Genomic DNA, 19,534 nt, shown 5'->3' with positions numbered 1-19,534 from the left:
CATCAAGCCAAGGCAGCCAGCGCAATGCGGGCCACGGCCAGCGCCGTCTCCGGCGGTGTGCCATCCTCCAGGTGCCAGGCGGCCGATAGGCCGGCCCATGCGGCCACCCACGCCAGCAGGCGCGCGCGATCAAGGCCAGCTTCACGGGCGATCAGCGCCACCTGCCGGTCCAGTCGGCCCGGCGCCGTCGCCATCGCCGCATCCGGATTGCACAGCACATTGGCAAAGTCAAACCCCCGCTCACCCACATAACCTTTCGGATCGATGGCCAGCCAGCCGCGCGCACCGCCATCAAGCACATTCTCGTGATGCAGGTCGCCATGCAGCACGACGATATCTTGCGGCGCCGTCAGCAGTTCGCGGGCCACGCCGTGACAATCCGAGAACACGCCGCCGTGCAGCGGTGCGGCGGCAGCCAGCGCGGCGAAACAATCGGATAAGGGCGGCAGCGCCGGCGCCATGGGCCGCGCTGCATGCAGGTGCGCGGCCACCGCGCACAGGATGCGCGTCGCAGCCGCATCGCCCGCCTCGTCCGAGCGCGACAGCCCGGTCAGCGAACGAACCGAAATCACCCGCTCCAGCAGCAGGACGTCATCATCCGGGGACGCAGCCAACACCTGTACGGCCCCGTCGCCATCCCACCAGCGCAGCACGGCGCCAGCACGCCGTTCATCGTCGCCAGTCGACAGCTTCAGCATGGCCGGCTGGCCACCGTGCAACACGGGCAGCAGGCATGCCGCGTGCGTGTGCAAGGGCAAACCATCGGCTTGCAACGACCATTGCCGAAGAAAGTCGGCAATGCGGTTCTGGAAATCCATGGGTAATCCTGTGATGACGGTCAGGGCGCCACTATAAACGAGATGTGGAAGTGCGGGCAGATTAGGCCGTGCGGATAGTCGACGGGACTTACGATCTTGCCAATGATAAAGTTGCGAAACATAAGAATCTTGTATATGATATTCCTTATTACACTTGCGCACAGAGATCATCATGACCGTATTGCCGCCATATGAACTGTTTTCCGCCATTGAACGGCAGGCATTGAAAAATGCTTTCGAACACTTGCGCGTACTCGATACTATCGAGCAGGAAAGTGGCGTCCTGGCTCAGGTCAGGCAAGCACGTCTTCGTGCAGTGCAATCGATGCAGCGCTTTCGCGAGAGCTACCTGCGGTTTTTTGAAGCAGTAACGAACGCCAGAATGACGACGGAAGGTTCTCGCCTCAAGCATATAGTGCAGAAGTACTACATGCGACTGCTAATCAAGCGCGACAAAGATCGCTTGCTCGTGGCGACATTGCAAAAACTGCTACATTGCGTACCGACTCAAGGCCTGGTGCTCTCCGGGCGGGTTTGGCGAATTACAGCAACGCATCCTTCGATCGCACCACCCGCCTTTGCCTGAGGAAACAAGATGACACCGAATCTGGATTACGGCGTTCTGACGCCCGAGCATCGGGAATTGACAGACAACGACCTTCGGGTGATTGAACAATTCTCGCAGCTCGTAGCCGCGCGCTTCGATATCTTGGCGCAAGGTCCCGAGCGTAGCCACATGATCGATCTGGCCAAGCGTGCGCTGAATGAAGCACGCGCTTCGCTTGGGGCCACGCCGTCTGCGATACCGGTCCAGCTTCCCGTGTCAAAACTCAAGGTTTCGGATGTGATCGAACAAGGATGGGTGGCGCTTTCGCAAGCGTCGCTGTATCGCGCGGTGGATAGCAAGCGGTTTTATTGCGTGACACCCAAAGGGCGCAGTATCGGCAAGGAGTTTCCGGCTTGGCAATTTGTCCAACCGGTGCCAGAACTGATTGCGCCAGCGCTCGCCATTCTTGCCGACCAGCCGAGTAGTGAAATCCATGCCTTCTGGATCAGCAGTGCCGACGAATTCGACGAATTATCGCCAGCAGAGATGCTTGCAGGAAAATCGTTCGAAACGCGGGCCGAGGTACATCCCAGTCAGCAAGCGCTGCTGGATCTGCCGGCACGCGAGAGGGTTCGCAAGGTTATTGCGGCGGCAACGTGGCAGCACAGGGGCATGGCCGATATCATAGGCTAGCATGGCGCATCAACTGAGAGAAACACCCGTCCCGCCAGAAGTGGCGGCACATCTGCCAGCGCTCGAATCGCTGCGCACGGAATTATTAAGCAATATCGTCACCATTCAATCGGGCCAGCCCCTGGTACGCGCAGCGTGGAACGCGGCATCCATCTGGCCTGCAAAGGTCGAACGCACGTACCGCTTCGGCCCGCCTGCCACGCTGGCCAACGCCGACGGCTTCCCCTATCACTGGGTCTATATCGCGGAAGATACCTGCACGGCTGCCTGGGAAGCCCAGCTTTGCCGCAACGACGTCACGCGCCCGGGCACGTTTTACATCGCGCACAGGGCGGAACAAGCGCTGATCGCGACCTTGTCATTCAGCGCCCCGCTGCAATTGCTCGATCTGACAGGGCTTGCCGCCAGCCGGCTCGGCATTTTTGACCAATTGCGCAGCCCCGATCACGGCTGGTGCCAATGGCTGGGCTGGCAGCTGGATCAGATCATTGCACAGGAAGCCGGCGCGATTCACGGTTTCATGTATCCATCGCGCCGCCAGCCCGGCAAACTTGCGTATGCCATTTCATCGCGCCACATGGCAACCTTGGGCCAGACCATGGCGTGCTCACAGCTGGCATTCGGCGACAGCGCTGCGTATGCACAGTTGCTGGCCGATCGCCTGCGCGTGGATCCGCCCTGAGCTGAGATTCCCTATACCGGCTCGCGCCACTTGTCCTTGATCTCCAGCATGGCTGGCAGCTGTTCCACGAACAGCGCCAGCAGCTCCGGGTCGAAGTGCGTGCCGCTGTCGCGCTGCATGGTGGCGATGGCTTCGTCGATGGTCCAGGCGCGCTTGTACGGGCGTTCGCTGGTGAGGGCGTCGAAGACGTCGGCGATGGCGACGATGCGGCCTTCATGCGGGATTTCCTCGCCCTTCAAGCCTTGCGGATAGCCACTGCCGTCCCATTTCTCGTGGTGCGTCAGGGCGATGGTGCGCGCCATTTTCAGCAAGCCGCTCGCGTGCTCGCCGATGATGGCCGCGCCGATTTCCGCGTGGCGGCGCATGACTTGCCACTCGTCCGCATCGAGCTTGCCCGGCTTTTGCAGGATGGCGTCGGGGATGCCGATCTTGCCCACGTCGTGCATGGGCGCCGCATTCAATAGGTCTTCCGCCCTGCCCGCGCTGTAGCCGGCCGCGAGCGCCAGCTGGCGCGCGTAATAGCTCATGCGGATGACGTGCATGCCCGTCTCGTTATCCTTGTATTCGGCGGCCTGGCCCAGGGTCTGGATCACCTGCAGGCGCGAGCGGCGCAACTCCTCGGCGTCCACCAGCGACAGGTGCGTGCGCACGCGGGCGCGCACGATGGGCGGGCTGACGGGTTTCGTGATGTAATCGACGGCGCCCGCGTCAAAACCGTCCGCCTCGTCCTTCACGTCGCACAGGGCGGTAACAAAGATGACGGGAATGGGCGCGGTGGCCGGCATGGCCTTCAACTGGCGGCACACTTCATAGCCTGTCATCGCGGGCATCATGATGTCGAGCAGGATCAGTTCGACGGGGTTGTTCTGCGCCAGCTCCAGCGCCTTCTCGCCATCCTTGGCGTACAGCAGGCGGTAATCGTCCTGCAGGATCTGGCGCAGCACCTGCAGATTCGTCGCTTCATCGTCGACCAGCAGCAGGATCGGTTTGTCTTCGTGTAAGGTCATCGTTAGCCCAATATCAGGAAAGGTCGGCCGGCATAGGCGTTTCCAGCCACGCCAGCAGCTGGCGCAGCACGTCCGCGGCGCGCGCAAATTCAAAGTCGTCGATGGCGCTGGCCAGCGCCTGCAGTCGCTGCTGCTGGCCGTGCGGCGCCAGCATGGCCGCGATCTGCGCCATCAGGGCGTCGTCGAGCTGCCCGCCTTCCAGGCTGGCGATGGCTTGCCGCAGCAACGCGCCAGCGGCGTCGGCATCGAGTGGCGCGCCGGCAGCCGGCGTACCCACTGCCACGGCCGGCATGCCCGATTCTTCCAGTTCGCCGGCCAGCGCCATGAAGGCGGCGGCCAGCTGCACCAGCAATTCGGTCGCCGGCAGCTGGCGCGCGATCGCCTGTTCGATGCGGCCCAGCAGGCTTTCGACCTGCACCAGGCACAGGTTGCCCGCAGCGCCCTTGATACGGTGCAGCAAATGGCCGGCCACGCTGCTGCCGCCGCGTTCCAGTTCGGCCGCCAGCATGGCGGCGCAGTCGCCATTGGCCTGCACGAAGCGGCCAATCGCCCGCTGCAAGGCTTCGCGGCCGCCCCACAGGGCGATGCCGCGCTGCCAGTCGACCTGGCCGGCGGCCGCACGCGCCGCCGCGCCGGCCGCCGGCGGCGGCATGGACACGGCGATATCGAGCAGGCGGGCGATTTCCGCCGTCAGCTTGTGCATTTCCAGCGGCTTCGAAGCAAAGCCGTTCATGCCTGCCGTCTGCGCGGCGCGCCGGTCCTGTTCCAGCACGCTGGCCGTCAGGGCGATGATGGGCGTCGCCTTCAAACCCTGTTCGCGCTCATGCACGCGGATCAGACGCGTCGCTTCCAGGCCATCCATGCGCGGCATCTGCACGTCCATCAGGACGACATCGAAGCTGCCCTTGCTGAACTCGCGCACGGCGCTCTCGCCATCGCTGGCGGCGATCACCTGGTGGCCGGCCGCGCCCAGGCTGATCAGGAGCAGCTCGACGTTCTGCGGCACGTCGTCGGCCGCCAGGATGCGCAGCGGCGGCAAGGCCACCACGGGCTGCTCGCTGCGGCGCGACACGGCCTTGCCCGGCGCCAGCGGCAGCAGCACGTGGAACACGCTGCCCACGCCCAGGGTGCTTTCCACCGTGATGGTGCCCCCCATCAGCTCGACCAGCTGCAGCGAAATCGTCGTGCCCAGGCCCGTGCCGCCAAAGCGGCGGCTCATCGAGGAATCGGCTTGCGTGAAAGGAGCGAAGATTTTGTCCAGGCGGTCGGCCGGGATGCCGATGCCCGTGTCGTGCACGGCGATATGCACCTGCTCGCCCTGCATGCCGACGGCCACGCGCACATGGCCCACTTCCGTGAACTTGACGGCGTTGCCGATCAAATTCGTCAGCACCTGCTGCACCCGGCGCGCGTCGCCCAGGAAGAACTGGCCCATGCCGGGATCGACATCGACATGCAGCACGAGGTCGCGCGCATGCGCCGTGATGCGCAGGGACGCGGCCACGTGGTCGACCAGGTCCGGCAGCGAAAAGTCCACCAGTTCCAGCTCGGTCGCGCCCTTTTCCAGCTTGGCCATGTCGAGGATGTCGTTGAGCAGTTCGAGCAGCGAACGGGCCGACTGGCGCACCGTACCCAGGTGGCGGCGCTGCAGGCTGTCCAGGGCTGTCCCCAGCAGCACTTCCGTAAAGCCGATGATGGCGTTCATCGGCGTGCGGATTTCATGGCTCATGTTGGCCAGGAAACTGGTCTTCGATTCGGCGGCCAGCTCGGCGCGGTCTTTCGCCGCGCGCAGGTTTTCCTGCATGGCGCGCCGCTCGCTCACGTCGGTGGCCAGCTTGACCACCTTGAACGGCTTGCCGTCCGTGTTGAAGATCGGGTTGTACGAAGCCTGTATCCACACTTCCTTGCCATGCTTGCCGATGCGCTTGTACTCGCCCGTGTTGAATTCACCCTGCGCCAGTTGCTGCCAGAACGCGCTGTAGTCGGGCGAGATCACATAGCCCGGCTCGCAGAAGATGCTGTGGTGCAGGCCCAGCACGTCGTCGAGCTGGTAGCCGACCAGGTCGAGGAAGTTCTGGTTGGCCGCCAGGATGCGTCCCTGCAGGTCGAACTCCGCGACGGCCGTCGCACGCGAGATCGCCGTCACCTTGCCCTCGTATTCCGCGTTGCGCAATTCGCTTTCCGTGATATCGAGGATGACGCCGTCGATCCAGCGCACCACGCCGTCGTTATCGAGCACGGGGCCGCTGCTTTCGCGCACCCAGCGCTCGCGCCCGTCGCGGTGGATCATGCGGTAGACGTTCTCGAAATCGCGCCGTTCGCCGGCCGCCTGCACGCAGGTGTCGTTGACGCGCTGGCGGTCGTCTGGATGCACGAGGTCGAACAGCCTGACCCGCCCTTCGGCGAAGTCCTGCGGCAGCCAGCCCGTCAGGTTGAAGACGGCGTCGCTGATGAAGATCATCTTCCATTCGGGCGCGAAGCTGCAGTGGAAGGACACGCCTGGGATATTGCGGATCAGGGTGCGGTACTGGCGCTCGCTGTCCTTGAGCGCCTGCTCCATGCTGCGCGACGAGCGCATGTCCGTGACAAACGCCACGAACAGGGGCTGGCCCGGCGTATCGATCTTGCCGATCGCCACGCGCATGGGCAGCACGGCGCCATCCTTGTGGCGGCCATCGAGTTCGCGTCCGCTGTCGAGGATGCGCGAGGCGCCCGTTTCCAGGTAGTCGCGCAGATAGCCTTCGTATTCGGCCGCGTCGGCCGGCTGCAGCAGCACGCTGGCGTCGCGCCCCACGATTTCCGCTTCGCGCCAGCCGAACAGGCTTTCTGCGGCGGGATTGAAGGAGCGCACCTTGCCTTGGCCATCGATGGTGATCAAGCCATCGGCCGCCGTATCGACGATGGCGCGCAGGCGCGATTCGCTGACGCTGGCGTGGCGCAACAGCTGACGGTAGCGCAGCAAGCCGTTCGCGGCCGCCACGAAGACGGTCAGGGTGACAGTGATCAGGGCCACGGCCAGGGCCACGAACGAGGCTTGCACCGTGATCGTGTTCTCGCCTGCCGTGGGCGTGCCGGAAAAACGCGCCGCCAGCATGCCTGTGTAGTGCATGCCGGAAATGGCCAGGCCCATCACCACGCTGCTGAGCAGCAAGGAGGTCAATGGGCTCAGGCGCTGGCGCATGGCGCTCAGGCCGAAGCGTACCCACAGCGCCAGCATGGCCAAGGTGACGGCCACGAGCAGCGACAGGGTGAACAGCCAGGGCTCGTAGCGCAAGGCCAGCGACGTCTGCATGGCGGCCATGCCGCTGTAATGCATGGAGCCGATGCCAACGCCGACGAGCACGCCACCCACCACCAGTTGCCGCCAGTTGATGCTCGGACGCGCCAGCAAGTGCAGCGCCACCCACGAAGCTGCCATGCCGGGCAGCATCGACAGCAGGGTCAGGCCAGGGTCGAAGGACACGCGCGTGCAGATGTCGAAGGCCAGCATGCCGATGAAGTGCATCGACCAGATGCCACCGCCCAGCGCGATGGCGCCCGTAATGATGGCCGTCTGGCGCTGAAAGCCGCGCTCGCTGCTGCGCGCCATGCCGGCGATCTGCAAGGCCATGAACGAGGCGAAGACGGCGATACCGATGGAAAACAGCACCAGCCACGCATTGTGCGTGCCATAGATGTACTGCATGGTATCGGTCGATACGGCAAAGATGGAACTAAGCATACTGTCGTGGCATAAGAGAGTGAAACCTAACGTCGCAAAACATGACGGCACACCGCGCGCCGTCGCCAGGCTTTTTACTAAAGCGGCAATACAGCGGAAATGACAACGGTAGCAGTCGACCAGGGCAAGGCTCGGTCATCACGCCCGCGCCTGCCGCGCGGGGGAAAGGTGCCCGTTCAGAGAGAACAGGCGGAATGCGTACGAACTCTGGCGCGGATGTCTGGCCGCCAGCGTGACGATGATTTTTTAAAGAGCCATGAGTATAGTTGCTTTGCGAAAATATTCATAGGACTTCAGCAATATAGTTGCCAAAAGAAAACTATTCTGCGGCTGCGATGCGACAGGCTCAGGAAAGCAGGCGCTCGGCCATCATCTCGCCATCGCCGTCGAGCCCCATCTCGACGAAACCGGACTGCGCATACAGTTGCCGGGCGCGCACGTTGGCTGGCACGTAGTAGAGCACCACCCTGCCCGCCCCGCGCGAACGCATCTCGTCCAGCAGCAGGGCCAGGGCGGCGCGGGCAAATCCCTGGCCCTGCCACGGCGCCGCGATCATCAGGCGGTACAGCACGTGCGTATCCTGCCGCCCCGCACTGCCCGGCAGCGCATACATGGCAAAGCCGATCAGTTCGTCGCCGGCATAGATGGCGCGCGCGTGCATGTTGGCGTGGCTGGCGGCCAGCGCCAGCGACTCGGCATTGCTGGCAATAAAATCGCGTTGCGCCGCATGCAGCGGCAGCCCGATGACGGCCTCGGCGTTGGCCGTGCACACGGGACGCAGGGTCAAGGCAGCGTTGCCGGCCATGCTTTTTTTATTGCGCTCAGGCGTTCTGCCCCAGCATGCCGCGGAACCATGCCAGTTGCTCGCGCGTCAAATAATTGGCGCCATCGCCGTGCAGGATGACGATTTCGATCTCGGCGGGAATCGAGGCGACCAGTTGCGCGCCCGTCACGGGAATCTTCGGAAACGCGATGCCGGCCAGAAAGGCCAGATCTTCCGCTACCGTCACGCACTGGCGTTCGGGATTGGGCGACGGCACGAGGAACAGGTCGATCTGCTCGCTCTGCCCGCCGATAACGACGTGCAATTGCGCGGCCAGCAGTTCGGGCAGGATCAGCTCGATGTTATTCTCGGTGCGCGATTGCTGGAAAGCGCTTTTCAGGGGTGTGAGGACAGGAGTAGCGGTCATGGCAAAGTGAAAAGATAAAGACGGCGGCAGTGTAGCAGAGGCGCCGCAAGGGACGCGCTCTGCTGGCGCAACGGCTACATCTTGTAGTGCAAGGACAGCAGCACGCTGCGCGGCGCGCCGTAGCGTTCCAGTCCGCCCGACCATGCATAGCCGAGCGCCTGGTAGTAGCGGCGGTCCAGCACGTTGTCGATATTCAGGCGCAGCTGCAGCTGCTCGCTGATGCGGTAGCCGGCCGTCAGCCCGACGATGGCGTAGCCGCCCTGCCGCGTCAGGTAAGCCGTGTCGCGGCGCTCAATCTTGTCCTGCGCGTAGACGGAGGCGCCCACATTCCATTGCGCCAGGCTGCCACCCAGCTGTACGTTCGTCATCAGCTTGAACAGCTGCTTCGGTTCGTCCGTGGCGATGCGCTGGCCGATATTCGCCGCCTCGCTGTCCTTGGTGTACTTGGCCAGTACATAGGTGTAGCCGCCCGCGATCTGCCAGCCCGGCAATGGCGAGCCCGACAATTGAAGATCGACGCCTTCGCTCTGCACCTGCCCGGCAGCACGGGCGCAATAAATGGCGCCGCCCGTGGGGCAATTGAGCTCATCGGCTATGGCGCGATTACTCTGCTTGATGCGGAACAGCGCGCCGCTGGCGTTGAGCCGGCCGCCGAAATACTCGCCTTTGACGCCCACCTCCAGGTTGGTGCCGCTCAACGGCGGCAAGGTGTTGCCGCGCACATCCAGCGAACTTTGCGGCTCGAAAATCTGCGTGCCGCTCGCATACACGGAGTGATGCCGATCCACATCGTAGACGAGGCCTGCGTACGGCGTGAATTTCGCGTTTTCCGTCAGGCCGCGGCGCCAGGCGGGGTTGGTGGCATACCAGCCAGTCACATCCTGCGCATACCAGCCGAAGCGCCCGCCCAGCACCAGGCGCAGCGGATCGGCCAGGCTGAAGTTGCCGGCCGCATAAATGCCCTTCTCGTCCGTCTTGCGGCCCCAGTTGTAGGGCTCGAACGCCGCGCCGCGCATCGGGTAGGCGTAGGGATTCCACTGGCGGATATCGATCACGCGCGTGGCAGCGCCTTCCCAGCTCTGGCCCGCGTCCGAATCGTCGTGGCGGTAACTGGCGCCGACGATCACGTCGTGCTGGCGGCCGAACCAGGTGACGGGGCCGCTCAGGCGCCAGTCGGCCACGACTTGTTCCGTGTTGTACTTCCAGCCCGTTTCCGACTGGCTCAGCTTGTATATTTCGCCATCGACGCGGCTGTTGGTGGTGTTGCGCGTACTGGAAGAAGCGTCGATGCGCGTGATGGCGAAGCGGCTGCGCCAGCCCTGCTCCAGCTGCGTTTCCAGGTCGGCGAAGACGACGTTGTTGTCGCGCTTCTGGAACGAGTCGGCATTGTTCAGGAAGGTCGAGCGGGGCAAGTCCATGTGACGGCCGTCAAGCATGGTCGGCAAGCCGACGAACACGCCATCGGTATGGCTGTGCTGGCGCGAAAAGCCGATGCCGGCCGTGGTCGACGGCGTCAAGTCCGCTTCGATGATCGCATACACGGTGCTGTTCTTGTTGTTGACCACGTCGACGAAGCTGTCGCTGTCGCGCCAGCTGGCCGCCACCCGTCCCCGCACACTGCCAGATGCGTTCAGCGCATTGCTGGCGTCCACCGTCAATTGCTTGTCCTTCCAGCTGCCCAGGTGAGCGGAAGCGTTGAGCAAGGGCATGGCCGTGGGGCGCTTGCGTATCATATTGATGCTGCCCGACGGCGCGCCCGCCCCTTCCATCAGGCCCGTGGCGCCGCGCACCACTTCCACCCTGTCGTACATCAGCATGTCGGCCGAGACGTTGCGCTCGTTAAAACCCGTGACGTCCAGCGGCAAGCCATCGACGTTGACGTGGCTCAAGGCAAAGCCGCGCGCGAAATACGTGGTTTCCTGGTCGGACACGCCTTGCGTCTTGCCATAGATGCCGGGCGTGGCGCGCGCCACGTCCTGCAAGGTGGTCAGATCGAAATCTTCCATTTGCTGGCGCGAAATGACGCTGACCGTTTGCGGCGTGTGGCGCTGCGACAAATTCAGTCCCGTGGCTGTCGACATATTCCTCGACGTGTATAAACCCGTGCCTTCCGTGGCGCGGTCCGCCTCGGCGCTGACGACAACGGCCGGCATGCTGGCCAGGCCGCCATCAGCCGTGCCGGTATTCATTTTGCGCAACAGGTAATTGCCGTTGCCGCCGTCTATCGCTTCCAGGCCGCTGCCCTGCAGCAGTTTTTGCAGGCCGGCCGTAACCACATGGCGGCCTTGCAAACCCGACGTGGCCAGCCCGTCGAGCGCCACGCCCTGGGTGGACAGGTTGATCCCCGCGGCGATGGCAAACGCGGGTAACGCATCGCGCAGGCTGCCGGCGGGAACGCTGTACTCGCGCACGGTGGCGGCTGGGCTGGACTCGGCCGCCACCGCCATGTGCGGCAAGACGGCGCCGGCCGCGCCCACGGCAAGCAACAGGACCAGCGCGGCGCGCACGGCGCCGGTGGTGGGATGGAGCGTCATGCGTGCTGCGGTAAAGTTACGGTACTGCAAAGCCATGTGGACCCTTTCGATGGTTCGGATTGTTCGTTCTCTACCTTGTATGACGAAGCAATCCGGAAAAAGGGACAAGAGAAATGCAAATAAGCGGCGCGCGTCGGATTGGCGGAACATCGTAGGTCGGCTTAGCGGGGCGCAGCCGCGCGTAAGCCGACAAGGCCAGCCCGCATTGCCTGTCGGCTTACGCCCTGCGGGCTAAGCCGACCTACACAAGCACACCAAGCTGCTCATATCCGCACAAACCGTAGGTCGGCTTAGCGGGGCGCAGCCGCGCGTAAGCCGACAAGGCCAGCCGGTATTGCCTGTCGGCTTAAGTCCTGCGGGCTAGCTCAAACCGCCTCGACAATGATCCAGTAGCGCGTGCGGTACGCCAGCCGGATCGGCAAGGAGCGCTGCAGCAACAGCAGGATGTTGTCGGGGTCGCTCAACTGGAAGATGCCGTCCACGGGCATGGCCGCCAGCGCGGGATCGCAGCGCAGCATCCCATAGCGATAGCGCGCCACCTGTTCCAGCAGCTCGCCCAGCGACATGCGTTCGGCGATCAGCACGCCCCGCAGCCAAGCGTCCGCATGCGGCGCCAGCGGCGTCAAGGCAGAAACGGCACGGTCATCGAAACTGCCCTGCCGGCCCGCATCGATCCTGCGCAAGGCGTCGCGAGCTTCGCCGGGCTGGATTTCGACGGCACCCTCGCTGACGCTCACCTGCGTGCGTGGCGCCAGCATGTTGCCAAGGTGGCGCACGCTGAAGTGCGTGCCCAGCGCGCGCACGGCGCCATTGCTGCTGCGCACGAGGAAGGGGCGCGCGGGCACGGCTGCGTCGTGCGCCGTGGCGACGTGGATTTCCCCGGCATGCAAGTCCACCAGCCGCGCCGCGCCGTCAAAACGCACGTCGATGGCCGTGTCCGTATTGAGCACCAGTTGCGTGCCGTCGGGTAATGTCATGTGGCGGATCTCGCCCCTGGCCGTGCGGATGGTGGCGCGCCACGCTTGCCACGGCGCCGACTGGCTGGCCAGCCACAGGACAGGTCCGGCCGCGATCAGCCCAGCCAGCCCGTAGAGCACGGCGCGCCGCTGCGGTGACTGCGGCAACGCGTCCGCCGTCTGGCGCAATGCAGGCGGCACGCTGGCCAGGGTGCTGCACACCAGCTCGGCCCGCTGCCACGCCGTTTCGTGCGCGGGATCGCTGGCGCGCCAGGCCTGGAACGCCAGTTGCTCGCTTGGCGTCAAGGCGCCCCCGTGCAGGCGCACCAGCCATTGCGCCGCAGCGCGGGCGGCGCGTGGGTCGATCGCGGCGTTCACAGGATCAAGAGGATGCAGCGCTCGAACGCCTGCACCATGTAACGCTTGATGCTGCGCTCGCTCACGGCCAGGCGCCGGGCGATTTCCCCATAGCCGAGGCCGTCGACATGGGCCAGCAGGAAGGCGCTGCGCACGAGTGGCGGCAAGCCGTCGAGCATGGCATCAATGCGCTGCAGAGCTTCACGCACGAGCAGCCGCTCTTCCGGCGATTGCATCAGCAATTCAGGTTGCTGCGCCAGGGTTTCCAGCCACGCCTGCTCCAGCGACAGGCGCCGGTAATGGTCGATCAGCAGGCGCTGCGCCACGGTGGTCAGGTAGGCGCGCGGTTCGCGCAAACTTTGCCGGTTCTCCGGCGGCGCCATCAGCAGGCGCACGAAGGTATCGTGCGCCAGGTCGGCCGCATGGTCGGCGCACTGCAGCTTCGCGCGCAGCCAGCGCATCAGCCAGCCATGGTGGTGGCTGTAGATGCCGGCTATCGACTCGCTGGACTGCGCAATGTTCACTTGGACTCCGATGCGCGCAAGGCAAGGCGCGGCTAATTGATAATAATTCTCATTATCACAAATCATTGCCGCTGGCGTCAATGCCGGCGCCCGCCTATCCCAGGAAACTGTTGTTTCAGCGTGGCTGCGCTCTTCTAGCGGTCGGTATACAAGCTCTTCATCACCATGCCGCCGCGCATTTTCTTCGCGCCCGGCGCCAGCCCCGCCGGACAAGCGCCCTGAAACACGGCTGCCAGTTCCGTGCGCTGCACCTCGCTCTTGCCATTGACTTGCACGGTGGTGTCGGCGCTCAGGGTATATGCCTTGGCCAGATCGCCCTTGAAGGTGCCGGCCAGCCTGGCGTCCGGACAGCTGGACGCGAATTGGTAGCTGTCGCCCTGGCGGCTTTGCGACTCGATCTTGCATTCCTGCTCGAAGCCGGACCACAGGTCGTCGTCGATCAGGCGGTCGCGCGCGTGGTCGACGCAGATTTCCCAGGAAAATGGCGAGGTGGCGGGCGTCACCTTCCACAGCCCCGTGGCGCGTTGCAAGCGCTGCACAGGCTCGGCCGCCGAAGCGAACGTGGCCGCGCACAGGGGGAAAATAGTCATCAGGAGCAAGGTGGCGCTACGCTTCATGGGCATTCCTCTAGCTAAAAGTTTGAATATAGCAAAGAGGAATGCGCGCAGGCCACACGCTTAGCCGTACATCCCGGGCTTTGCCGCCAGCGCGAAGGGAATGGCAAACGGACCCAGGAAAGTCACCAGGATGGCACGGATGGCCGTTATTCGTAAGGCGCGGCGTTTGGCGATGAAGAGGCAGGCGAAGGCCGACAGCGACCAGATCAAGGCAGGCAGGTACTCGGTCATCATGAACTCCGGAGGCGCCCTGGAAGGCAGGAAAACCATGCTGACACGGAAATGCGGCCACCGCAATGGCAGATTGGGCATCTGCCTTGCGGTGGATAGGGTCGTAATACGATCAGTGCTGGCCGATCTTCATGATCTTCAGCGCGTTCGTGCCGCCAACCTTGCCCATCGGCTCGCCCCAGGTCAGCACGACGGTGTCGCCCTTGGCCACGACTTTATGTTCGACCAGCAAATCTTCCGCCTGCTGCAAGACCTTGTCGCGGTCCGTGCCGGACGTCAGTTCCAGGGTGCTGACGTTGCGGTACAGAGCCAGCTTGCGGCGCGTGCCCACGCTCGGGGTCAGCGCCACGATGGGGATGTCGATGTTGCAGCGGCTCATCCACAGTGCCGTGGAGCCCGATTCCGTCAGGGTGGCGATGGCCTTTACGCGCAGATGGTGGGCCGTAAATAGGGCGCCGTAGGCGATCGACTGGTCGATGCGCGAGAACGTGGCGTTGAGGAAATCGGCGTCCAGCTTGCAGGTGTCCCACTTTTCCGCATCCAGGCAGATGGCGGCCATCGCCTCCACCGTTTCGATCGGGTAACGGCCCGACGCCGTTTCTGCCGACGTCATAACGGCATCCGTGCCATCGAGCACGGCATTCGCCACGTCGGACACTTCCGCGCGGGTCGGCACGGCGTTGACGATCATCGATTCCATCATCTGCGTGGCCGTGATGGCCAGCTTGTTCGACGCGCGCGCCATCTTGATCATGCGCTTTTGCAAGGCCGGCACGGCCGCATTGCCCACTTCCACGGCCAGGTCGCCGCGGGCCACCATGATGCCGTCGGACGCGTCGAGAATTTCTTGCAGCGCAGGAATGGCTTCCGCGCGCTCGATCTTGGCGATCATCATCGGCTTGTGGTCCCACGCTTCGCCGGCGATATTGGCCAGCTGGCGCGCCATGACCATGTCGGTGGCGTTTTTCGGGAAAGACACGGCCACGTAATCGGCCTGGAAACTCATCGCCGTTTTCACGTCTTCCATGTCTTTCGCCGTCAGGGCCGGCGCCGACAAGCCGCCGCCCTGGCGGTTGATGCCTTTGTTGTTCGACAACTCGCCGCCGATCTTGACGGTCGTATGGATTTCGCTGCCGACGACCTTGTCGACCGTCAGTACGATGAGGCCGTCGTTGAGCAGCAGCACGTCGGCCGTGCGCAAGTCGCGCGGCAATTCCTTGTAGTCGAGGCCGCAGCGCTCGATGTTGCCCAGTTCGCCGTTCTCGCCCCATTTCGCGTCGAGGATGAACTTGGCGCCGTTTTCCAGGAAAATCTTGCCTTCTTCAAACTTGCCGACGCGAATTTTCGGGCCTTGCAAGTCGGCCATGATGGCCACTTCCCGGCCGCACAGGGCTGCCGCTTCGCGCACCATGCGGGCGCGGTCGATATGGTCTTGCGCCTTGCCATGCGAAAAGTTCAGGCGCACGACGTCGACGCCGGCCTTGAACATGCGGACCAGGGTATCGATATCGTTCGAAGCGGGGCCGATGGTGGAAACGATCTTGGTGGCGCGTTGCTGTACTTGCATGGTCATGGTTGCTGCTTTCTAAAATAAGTTGCTACAAGGGCCAGCCTTGTGGGCCGGCCGTCCTGGTGCGCTGGATCAGCGGTACTACGTTCTTACTTGGCCGCCATCAGGGCGACCGTCGTGTCGAGCATGCGGTTCGAGAAGCCCCACTCGTTGTCGTACCACGACGACACTTTCACGAGGCGGCCCGAAACCTTGGTCAGGGTCGAATCGAAATTCGACGAGGCCGGGTTATGGTTGAAATCGATGGAAACAAGCGGTTCCGTCTGGTACGTCAGGATGCCCTTCAGCGCGCCTTCCGACGCCGTTTTCAGCAAGGCATTCACCTCTTCCACCGTCGTATCGCGCTTGGCGATAAAGGACAGGTCGACCAGCGAGACGTTGATCGTCGGCACGCGGATGGCAAAGCCATCGAGCTTGCCATTCAATTCCGGCAAGACGAGGCCGACGGCGGCAGCGGCGCCCGTCTTGGTGGGAATCATCGAATGCGTGGCCGAACGGGCGCGGCGCAAGTCTTCATGCATCACGTCGGACAGCACCTGGTCGTTCGTGTAGGCATGCACGGTGGTCATCAAGCCCGATTCGATGCCGATGGCGTCGTTGAGCGGTTTTACTAATGGCGCGAGACAATTCGTCGTGCACGAGGCATTCGAGATGACCGCGTCCGTGGCTTTCAGCACCTGCTGGTTGACACCGAACACGATGGTGGCGTCCACGTCCTTGCCGCCCGGCGCGGAAATGATGACTTTTTTCGCCCCGCCCTTCAGGTGGGCCGACGCTTTTTCCTTGGTCGTGAAGAAACCCGTGCATTCGAGCACCACGTCGACGCCGAGTTCGCCCCACGGTATCAGGGCCGGGTCGCGCTGCGCGAAGACGCGGATGCGGTCGCCATTGACGAGCATATTGTCGCCGTCGATGGTGACGACGCCGGGAAACTTGCCGTGCACCGTGTCGTAGCGCGTCAAATGCGCATTCGACTTGGCGTCGCCCAGGTCATTGATGGCGACGATCTCGATATCCTGTTGCTTGCCGCCTTCATAAAACGCGCGCAAGACGTTGCGGCCGATGCGGCCATAGCCATTGATGGCAACTTTGATGGTCATGCTGTCTCCTTGATGTTTTCTGCTGAGTTCGTAAAGCCACCCAAAGTGCAACTGCTGGGGTCAGACCCGGCGGGTCTGACCCCGGATTTTCGGCGGCTCTGCCCTAAAAATTAACCGCTATTCCGCAACCCTGCCGCAATGCCATTGATCGACAAATGGATCCCCGTGCGCGCCGCCGCATCCTGCTTGCCCTCGCGGAAGCGTTTCAACAACTCCACTTGCACGTGATTGAGCGGGTCGATATAGGGGAAACGGTTGCGTATCGAACGCTGCATCAGCGGATTGGCCTGCTGTAACTCTTCCTGGCCTGTGATCAGCTTCAAGGCGTCCAGGGTGGCCGCGTATTCGGCGCGGATGCGCGTAAAGATGGCGTCGCGCAAGGCCTTGTCCTTGACCAGTTCCGCATACTTGCCGGCAATGGCGATGTCGCTCTTGGCCAGGACCATATCCATGTTCGACAGCAAGGACGTGAAGAATGGCCAGTCCGTGTACATGCCGCGCAGCACGTCCGCGCCATCGGTGGGATGGGCGGCCAGGTAGGCTTGCACGGCGAAACCGAAACCGAACCAGCCCGGCAGCATCAAGCGGCATTGCGCCCAGCTCAAGACCCAGGGAATGGCGCGCAAATCCTCGATGGACGTGGATTTCTTGCGCGAAGCGGGACGGCTGCCGATGTTCAGCGCGGCAATCTCCGCAATCACCGTCGATTCCCAGAAATACTGCTCGAAGCCATCCGTGCCATACACGAGGTCGCGGTAGGCGTTCAGGGCCGTGCCGGACAGCTCTTCCATCGCAGCCAGGTGGCCCGCGCCGGCCGAAGCCTTCGGCTGCAGCTGGGCCTGCGGCAGCAGGGTCGACTGGATGGTGGCGGCCACCAGCACTTCCAGGTTGCGGCGCCCCACTTCCGGGTTCGCATACTTGGCCGTGATGACTTCGCCCTGCTCCGTCAGCCGGATCTGTCCCTGCACGGCGCCTGCCGGCTGGGCCAGGATGGCTTCATAGCTGGGTCCACCGCCGCGTCCCACGGAACCGCCGCGGCCGTGGAACAGGCGCAGCTTGATCTGATACTCCTTGAAGACGGTCACCAGTTCGATCTCGGCCTTGTAGAGTTCCCAGCCCGACGTCAAAAAGCCGCCGTCCTTGTTGCTGTCCGAATAGCCGAGCATGACTTCCTGCTGGTCCGCGCGCGAGGCAAGCAAGCCACGGTAGAACGGCAAGCCGAACGCGCGCGCCATGATGGCGGGGCCGGCGCGCAAGTCGTCGATCGTTTCAAACAGCGGGATGATGTTGACGTCCGCTTCGCGGCTGTCCTGGCGCAGCAAGCCCACCTCTTTCAGCAGCAAGGCCACTTCCAGCAAGTCCGACACGCTGGCCGCCTTTGAGATGATGCAGTTCGGCACCGATTCCTTGCCGTATTTGACGTGGGCTTCGCGCACGGCGCGGAAGATGTCGAGTTCGGACGTGGTTTCTTCCGAGTATTGCGCATACGGCGACGCCAGCAGGCGTGGCGATTCCAGTTCGGCCAGCAGCAAGCTGATGCGCTGCTCTTCGTCGAGGTCCAGGTAGACGAGGCCCGGCTGGGCGCCCGCGAACAGTTCGCCCACGACACGCTCATGCACGTCGGAATTCTGGCGCAAGTCGAGCGGCGCCAGCGAGAAACCAAACACCTTGACGGCGCGGCGCAGCTGGCGCAAGCGGCCGCGTGCCAGTGCGCGCAAGCCATTGCTTACAAGCGAATGCTGGACCACGTCCAGGTCGGCCAGCAGTTCGGCAGCCGCGGCGTAAGGCTGCACACCGTCGGCTTGCTTGCCCTTGCCGGAAAGAACCACGCGCGTGTTTTCCAGGCGCGCATGGATGCCGTGCAGGGCACGGCGGTATGGTTCGTCGACGCGATGCGGCGACGCATCGGCCGAGCGTTCGGCCAGCGCGCGCAGCGGCTCGCTGCAGGCGTTCAGTATTTGCGCCAGCGACAGTTGCGAAGCGAGCTTGCGCAATTCGCCGAGGTAAAAGTCGAGCACCTTGTCGGCCTGCGTTTGCAGGGTGCTGCGCAGGATGTCGGCCGTGACGAACGGGTTGCCGTCGCGGTCGCCGCCTATCCAGCTGCCGACCTTCATGAAATTCGGTAATTCCGCATCTTCCCAGCGGGCATCGCGCTGGGCCAGCATGGTTTCCAGCGAAGAATACAATTTTGGCAGTTCGCGCAGAATCGTGTGGTCGTAGAACGACAGGCCATTGGCCACTTCATCCATGACGGACAGCTTGCTCGTACGCAGCAAACGCGTCTGCCAAAGGGTCACGATGCCGCGGCCCAGCGCTTCTTCGTTTTGCTCGGCTTCTTCCGGCGTCATCTGCACGCGGTCGCGCTCGCTCAACAGGCGGGCGATGGCCATCTGGCAATTCTGGATGCTCTTGCGCTGCACTTCCGTCGGATGCGCCGTGAAGACGGGGCTGACGAACGCATCTTCAAAGAAGGTTTCCAATGCATCTGCCTTGCCCGCGTCAAACACATTGCCGACGGCATGGCTGAGGCTACCCTGGCGCGGCGGCGAGCCGGCGATCAAGTGGGCGCGCGTGCGGCGGATGTGATGCTGGTCTTCCGCAATATTGGCCAGCAGCGAGAAATAGCTGAAAGCGCGCGTCAATTGCGTGGTTTCTTCCTGCGACAGCGCTTGCAGCGCGTCCGACAGCTGCGCGCGCGCCGCTTCATCATTGTCGCGGCGGAAACGGATGGCCAGCTGGCGCACATGTTCGATGCGCTCGAAGGCGGGGTCGCCCAGATGGTTGCGGATGGCGTCGCCCAGCAGACGGCCCAGCTGGCGGATATCGCTGCTCAGCAGCTCGTCTTTCACTTCATTCATTTGCATGGTATGTATTTCCTGGGGCGGCCACGGCGGCACCGCACAGATTGCGTAGTTCGCGCTTCCCGGCCCGGGAAACGCCCATCGTCGAATTTGTAGTAAATTTACCTTATTGCTTCACCATCCTCT

General features: G+C 63.5%; 16 protein-coding genes. 3 read left to right on the top strand and 13 right to left on the bottom strand.

Annotated features, from left to right (window positions below):
• Positions 1–2: 2 nt before the first annotated feature.
• Positions 3–818 carry an aminoglycoside phosphotransferase family protein gene (locus V3C40_RS02875; RefSeq protein WP_331776448.1) on the bottom strand — a complete coding sequence of 272 codons (816 nt, stop codon included), beginning with the start codon at positions 816–818 and terminating at the stop codon, positions 3–5.
• A gap of 172 nt (positions 819–990) precedes the next feature.
• On the opposite strand from V3C40_RS02875, the gene V3C40_RS02870 reads away from it, so the two are divergent.
• From V3C40_RS02870 to V3C40_RS02860, 3 genes are read left to right on the top strand one after another with little or no spacing between them, the layout of a single operon-like run.
• Positions 991–1,404, top strand: coding sequence for a hypothetical protein (locus V3C40_RS02870; RefSeq protein ID WP_331776447.1), 414 nt, complete (start codon positions 991–993; stop codon positions 1,402–1,404).
• Between the two features lie 9 nt (positions 1,405–1,413).
• A complete protein-coding gene (locus V3C40_RS02865) occupies positions 1,414–2,058 on the top strand; it encodes a hypothetical protein (RefSeq protein ID WP_331776446.1) in 645 nt (214 codons plus the stop codon).
• A 1-nt stretch (position 2,059) separates the two neighbouring features.
• Complete coding sequence (locus tag V3C40_RS02860; protein WP_331776445.1) at positions 2,060–2,740, top strand: RES family NAD+ phosphorylase; 681 nt, start codon at positions 2,060–2,062, stop codon at positions 2,738–2,740.
• An 11-nt stretch (positions 2,741–2,751) separates the two neighbouring features.
• Here V3C40_RS02860 and V3C40_RS02855 read toward each other — a convergent pair whose 3' ends face one another.
• From V3C40_RS02855 to ppc, 12 genes are all read right to left on the bottom strand, one after another.
• Positions 2,752–3,747, bottom strand: a complete 996-nt coding sequence (locus V3C40_RS02855) for a response regulator (protein ID WP_331776444.1) — start codon at positions 3,745–3,747, stop codon at positions 2,752–2,754.
• A 13-nt stretch (positions 3,748–3,760) separates the two neighbouring features.
• Positions 3,761–7,468: a PAS domain S-box protein gene (locus tag V3C40_RS02850; RefSeq protein ID WP_331776443.1), complete on the bottom strand. Its 3,708-nt coding sequence runs from the start codon at positions 7,466–7,468 to the stop codon at positions 3,761–3,763.
• Between the two features lie 346 nt (positions 7,469–7,814).
• Positions 7,815–8,273, bottom strand: a complete 459-nt coding sequence (locus tag V3C40_RS02845) for a GNAT family N-acetyltransferase (RefSeq protein WP_331776442.1) — start codon at positions 8,271–8,273, stop codon at positions 7,815–7,817.
• A gap of 16 nt (positions 8,274–8,289) precedes the next feature.
• Entirely contained in the window at positions 8,290–8,658 is a 369-nt protein-coding gene (locus V3C40_RS02840; RefSeq protein WP_331776441.1) for a hypothetical protein, read from the bottom strand.
• A gap of 74 nt (positions 8,659–8,732) precedes the next feature.
• Positions 8,733–11,192: a TonB-dependent siderophore receptor gene (locus tag V3C40_RS02835; protein WP_331776440.1), complete on the bottom strand. Its 2,460-nt coding sequence runs from the start codon at positions 11,190–11,192 to the stop codon at positions 8,733–8,735.
• 365 nt (positions 11,193–11,557) lie between these two features.
• On the bottom strand, positions 11,558–12,526 hold the full coding sequence (locus V3C40_RS02830) for a FecR family protein (protein WP_331776439.1): 969 nt from the start codon (positions 12,524–12,526) through the stop codon (positions 11,558–11,560).
• Positions 12,523–13,029, bottom strand: a complete 507-nt coding sequence (locus V3C40_RS02825) for a sigma-70 family RNA polymerase sigma factor (protein ID WP_100427438.1) — start codon at positions 13,027–13,029, stop codon at positions 12,523–12,525. The genes V3C40_RS02830 and V3C40_RS02825 overlap by 4 nt, the downstream gene beginning before the upstream one ends.
• A 134-nt stretch (positions 13,030–13,163) precedes the next feature.
• On the bottom strand, positions 13,164–13,646 hold the full coding sequence (locus tag V3C40_RS02820; protein WP_034755759.1) for a DUF3617 domain-containing protein: 483 nt from the start codon (positions 13,644–13,646) through the stop codon (positions 13,164–13,166).
• 60 nt (positions 13,647–13,706) lie between these two features.
• Positions 13,707–13,880, bottom strand: coding sequence for a hypothetical protein (locus tag V3C40_RS02815; protein WP_331776438.1), 174 nt, complete (start codon positions 13,878–13,880; stop codon positions 13,707–13,709).
• Between the two features lie 109 nt (positions 13,881–13,989).
• Positions 13,990–15,450 carry a pyruvate kinase gene (pyk, locus tag V3C40_RS02810; RefSeq protein WP_080698726.1) on the bottom strand — a complete coding sequence of 487 codons (1,461 nt, stop codon included), beginning with the start codon at positions 15,448–15,450 and terminating at the stop codon, positions 13,990–13,992.
• An 86-nt stretch (positions 15,451–15,536) separates the two neighbouring features.
• Positions 15,537–16,547: a type I glyceraldehyde-3-phosphate dehydrogenase gene (gene gap / locus V3C40_RS02805; RefSeq protein WP_331776437.1), complete on the bottom strand. Its 1,011-nt coding sequence runs from the start codon at positions 16,545–16,547 to the stop codon at positions 15,537–15,539.
• Positions 16,548–16,657: 110 nt separating this feature from the next.
• Entirely contained in the window at positions 16,658–19,411 is a 2,754-nt protein-coding gene (ppc, locus tag V3C40_RS02800) for a phosphoenolpyruvate carboxylase (protein WP_331776436.1), read from the bottom strand.
• Positions 19,412–19,534: the final 123 nt, after the last annotated feature.

Source organism: Janthinobacterium sp. LS2A, from assembly GCF_036543145.1.
GTDB lineage: Bacteria > Pseudomonadota > Gammaproteobacteria > Burkholderiales > Burkholderiaceae_D > Janthinobacterium > Janthinobacterium aestuarii.
The sequence above is the reverse complement of the archived record's forward strand: the minus strand, read 5'-3'. Positions and strand labels throughout refer to the sequence as shown.

Excerpts from the sequence above, each read along its gene's own strand:
- V3C40_RS02875 (WP_331776448.1), bottom strand. The coding sequence starts at position 818 with ATGGATTTCCAGAACCGCATTGCCGACTTTCTTCGGCAATGGTCGTTG.
- V3C40_RS02870 (WP_331776447.1), top strand. The coding sequence starts at position 991 with ATGACCGTATTGCCGCCATATGAACTGTTTTCCGCCATTGAACGGCAG.
- V3C40_RS02865 (WP_331776446.1), top strand. The coding sequence starts at position 1,414 with ATGACACCGAATCTGGATTACGGCGTTCTGACGCCCGAGCATCGGGAA.
- V3C40_RS02860 (WP_331776445.1), top strand. The coding sequence starts at position 2,060 with ATGGCGCATCAACTGAGAGAAACACCCGTCCCGCCAGAAGTGGCGGCA.
- V3C40_RS02855 (WP_331776444.1), bottom strand. The coding sequence starts at position 3,747 with ATGACCTTACACGAAGACAAACCGATCCTGCTGCTGGTCGACGATGAA.
- V3C40_RS02850 (WP_331776443.1), bottom strand. The coding sequence starts at position 7,468 with ATGCTTAGTTCCATCTTTGCCGTATCGACCGATACCATGCAGTACATC.
- V3C40_RS02845 (WP_331776442.1), bottom strand. The coding sequence starts at position 8,273 with ATGGCCGGCAACGCTGCCTTGACCCTGCGTCCCGTGTGCACGGCCAAC.
- V3C40_RS02840 (WP_331776441.1), bottom strand. The coding sequence starts at position 8,658 with ATGACCGCTACTCCTGTCCTCACACCCCTGAAAAGCGCTTTCCAGCAA.
- V3C40_RS02835 (WP_331776440.1), bottom strand. The coding sequence starts at position 11,192 with ATGACGCTCCATCCCACCACCGGCGCCGTGCGCGCCGCGCTGGTCCTG.
- V3C40_RS02820 (WP_034755759.1), bottom strand. The coding sequence starts at position 13,646 with ATGAAGCGTAGCGCCACCTTGCTCCTGATGACTATTTTCCCCCTGTGC.
- V3C40_RS02815 (WP_331776438.1), bottom strand. The coding sequence starts at position 13,880 with ATGATGACCGAGTACCTGCCTGCCTTGATCTGGTCGCTGTCGGCCTTC.
- pyk (WP_080698726.1), bottom strand. The coding sequence starts at position 15,450 with ATGACCATGCAAGTACAGCAACGCGCCACCAAGATCGTTTCCACCATC.
- gap (WP_331776437.1), bottom strand. The coding sequence starts at position 16,547 with ATGACCATCAAAGTTGCCATCAATGGCTATGGCCGCATCGGCCGCAAC.
- ppc (WP_331776436.1), bottom strand. The coding sequence starts at position 19,411 with ATGCAAATGAATGAAGTGAAAGACGAGCTGCTGAGCAGCGATATCCGC.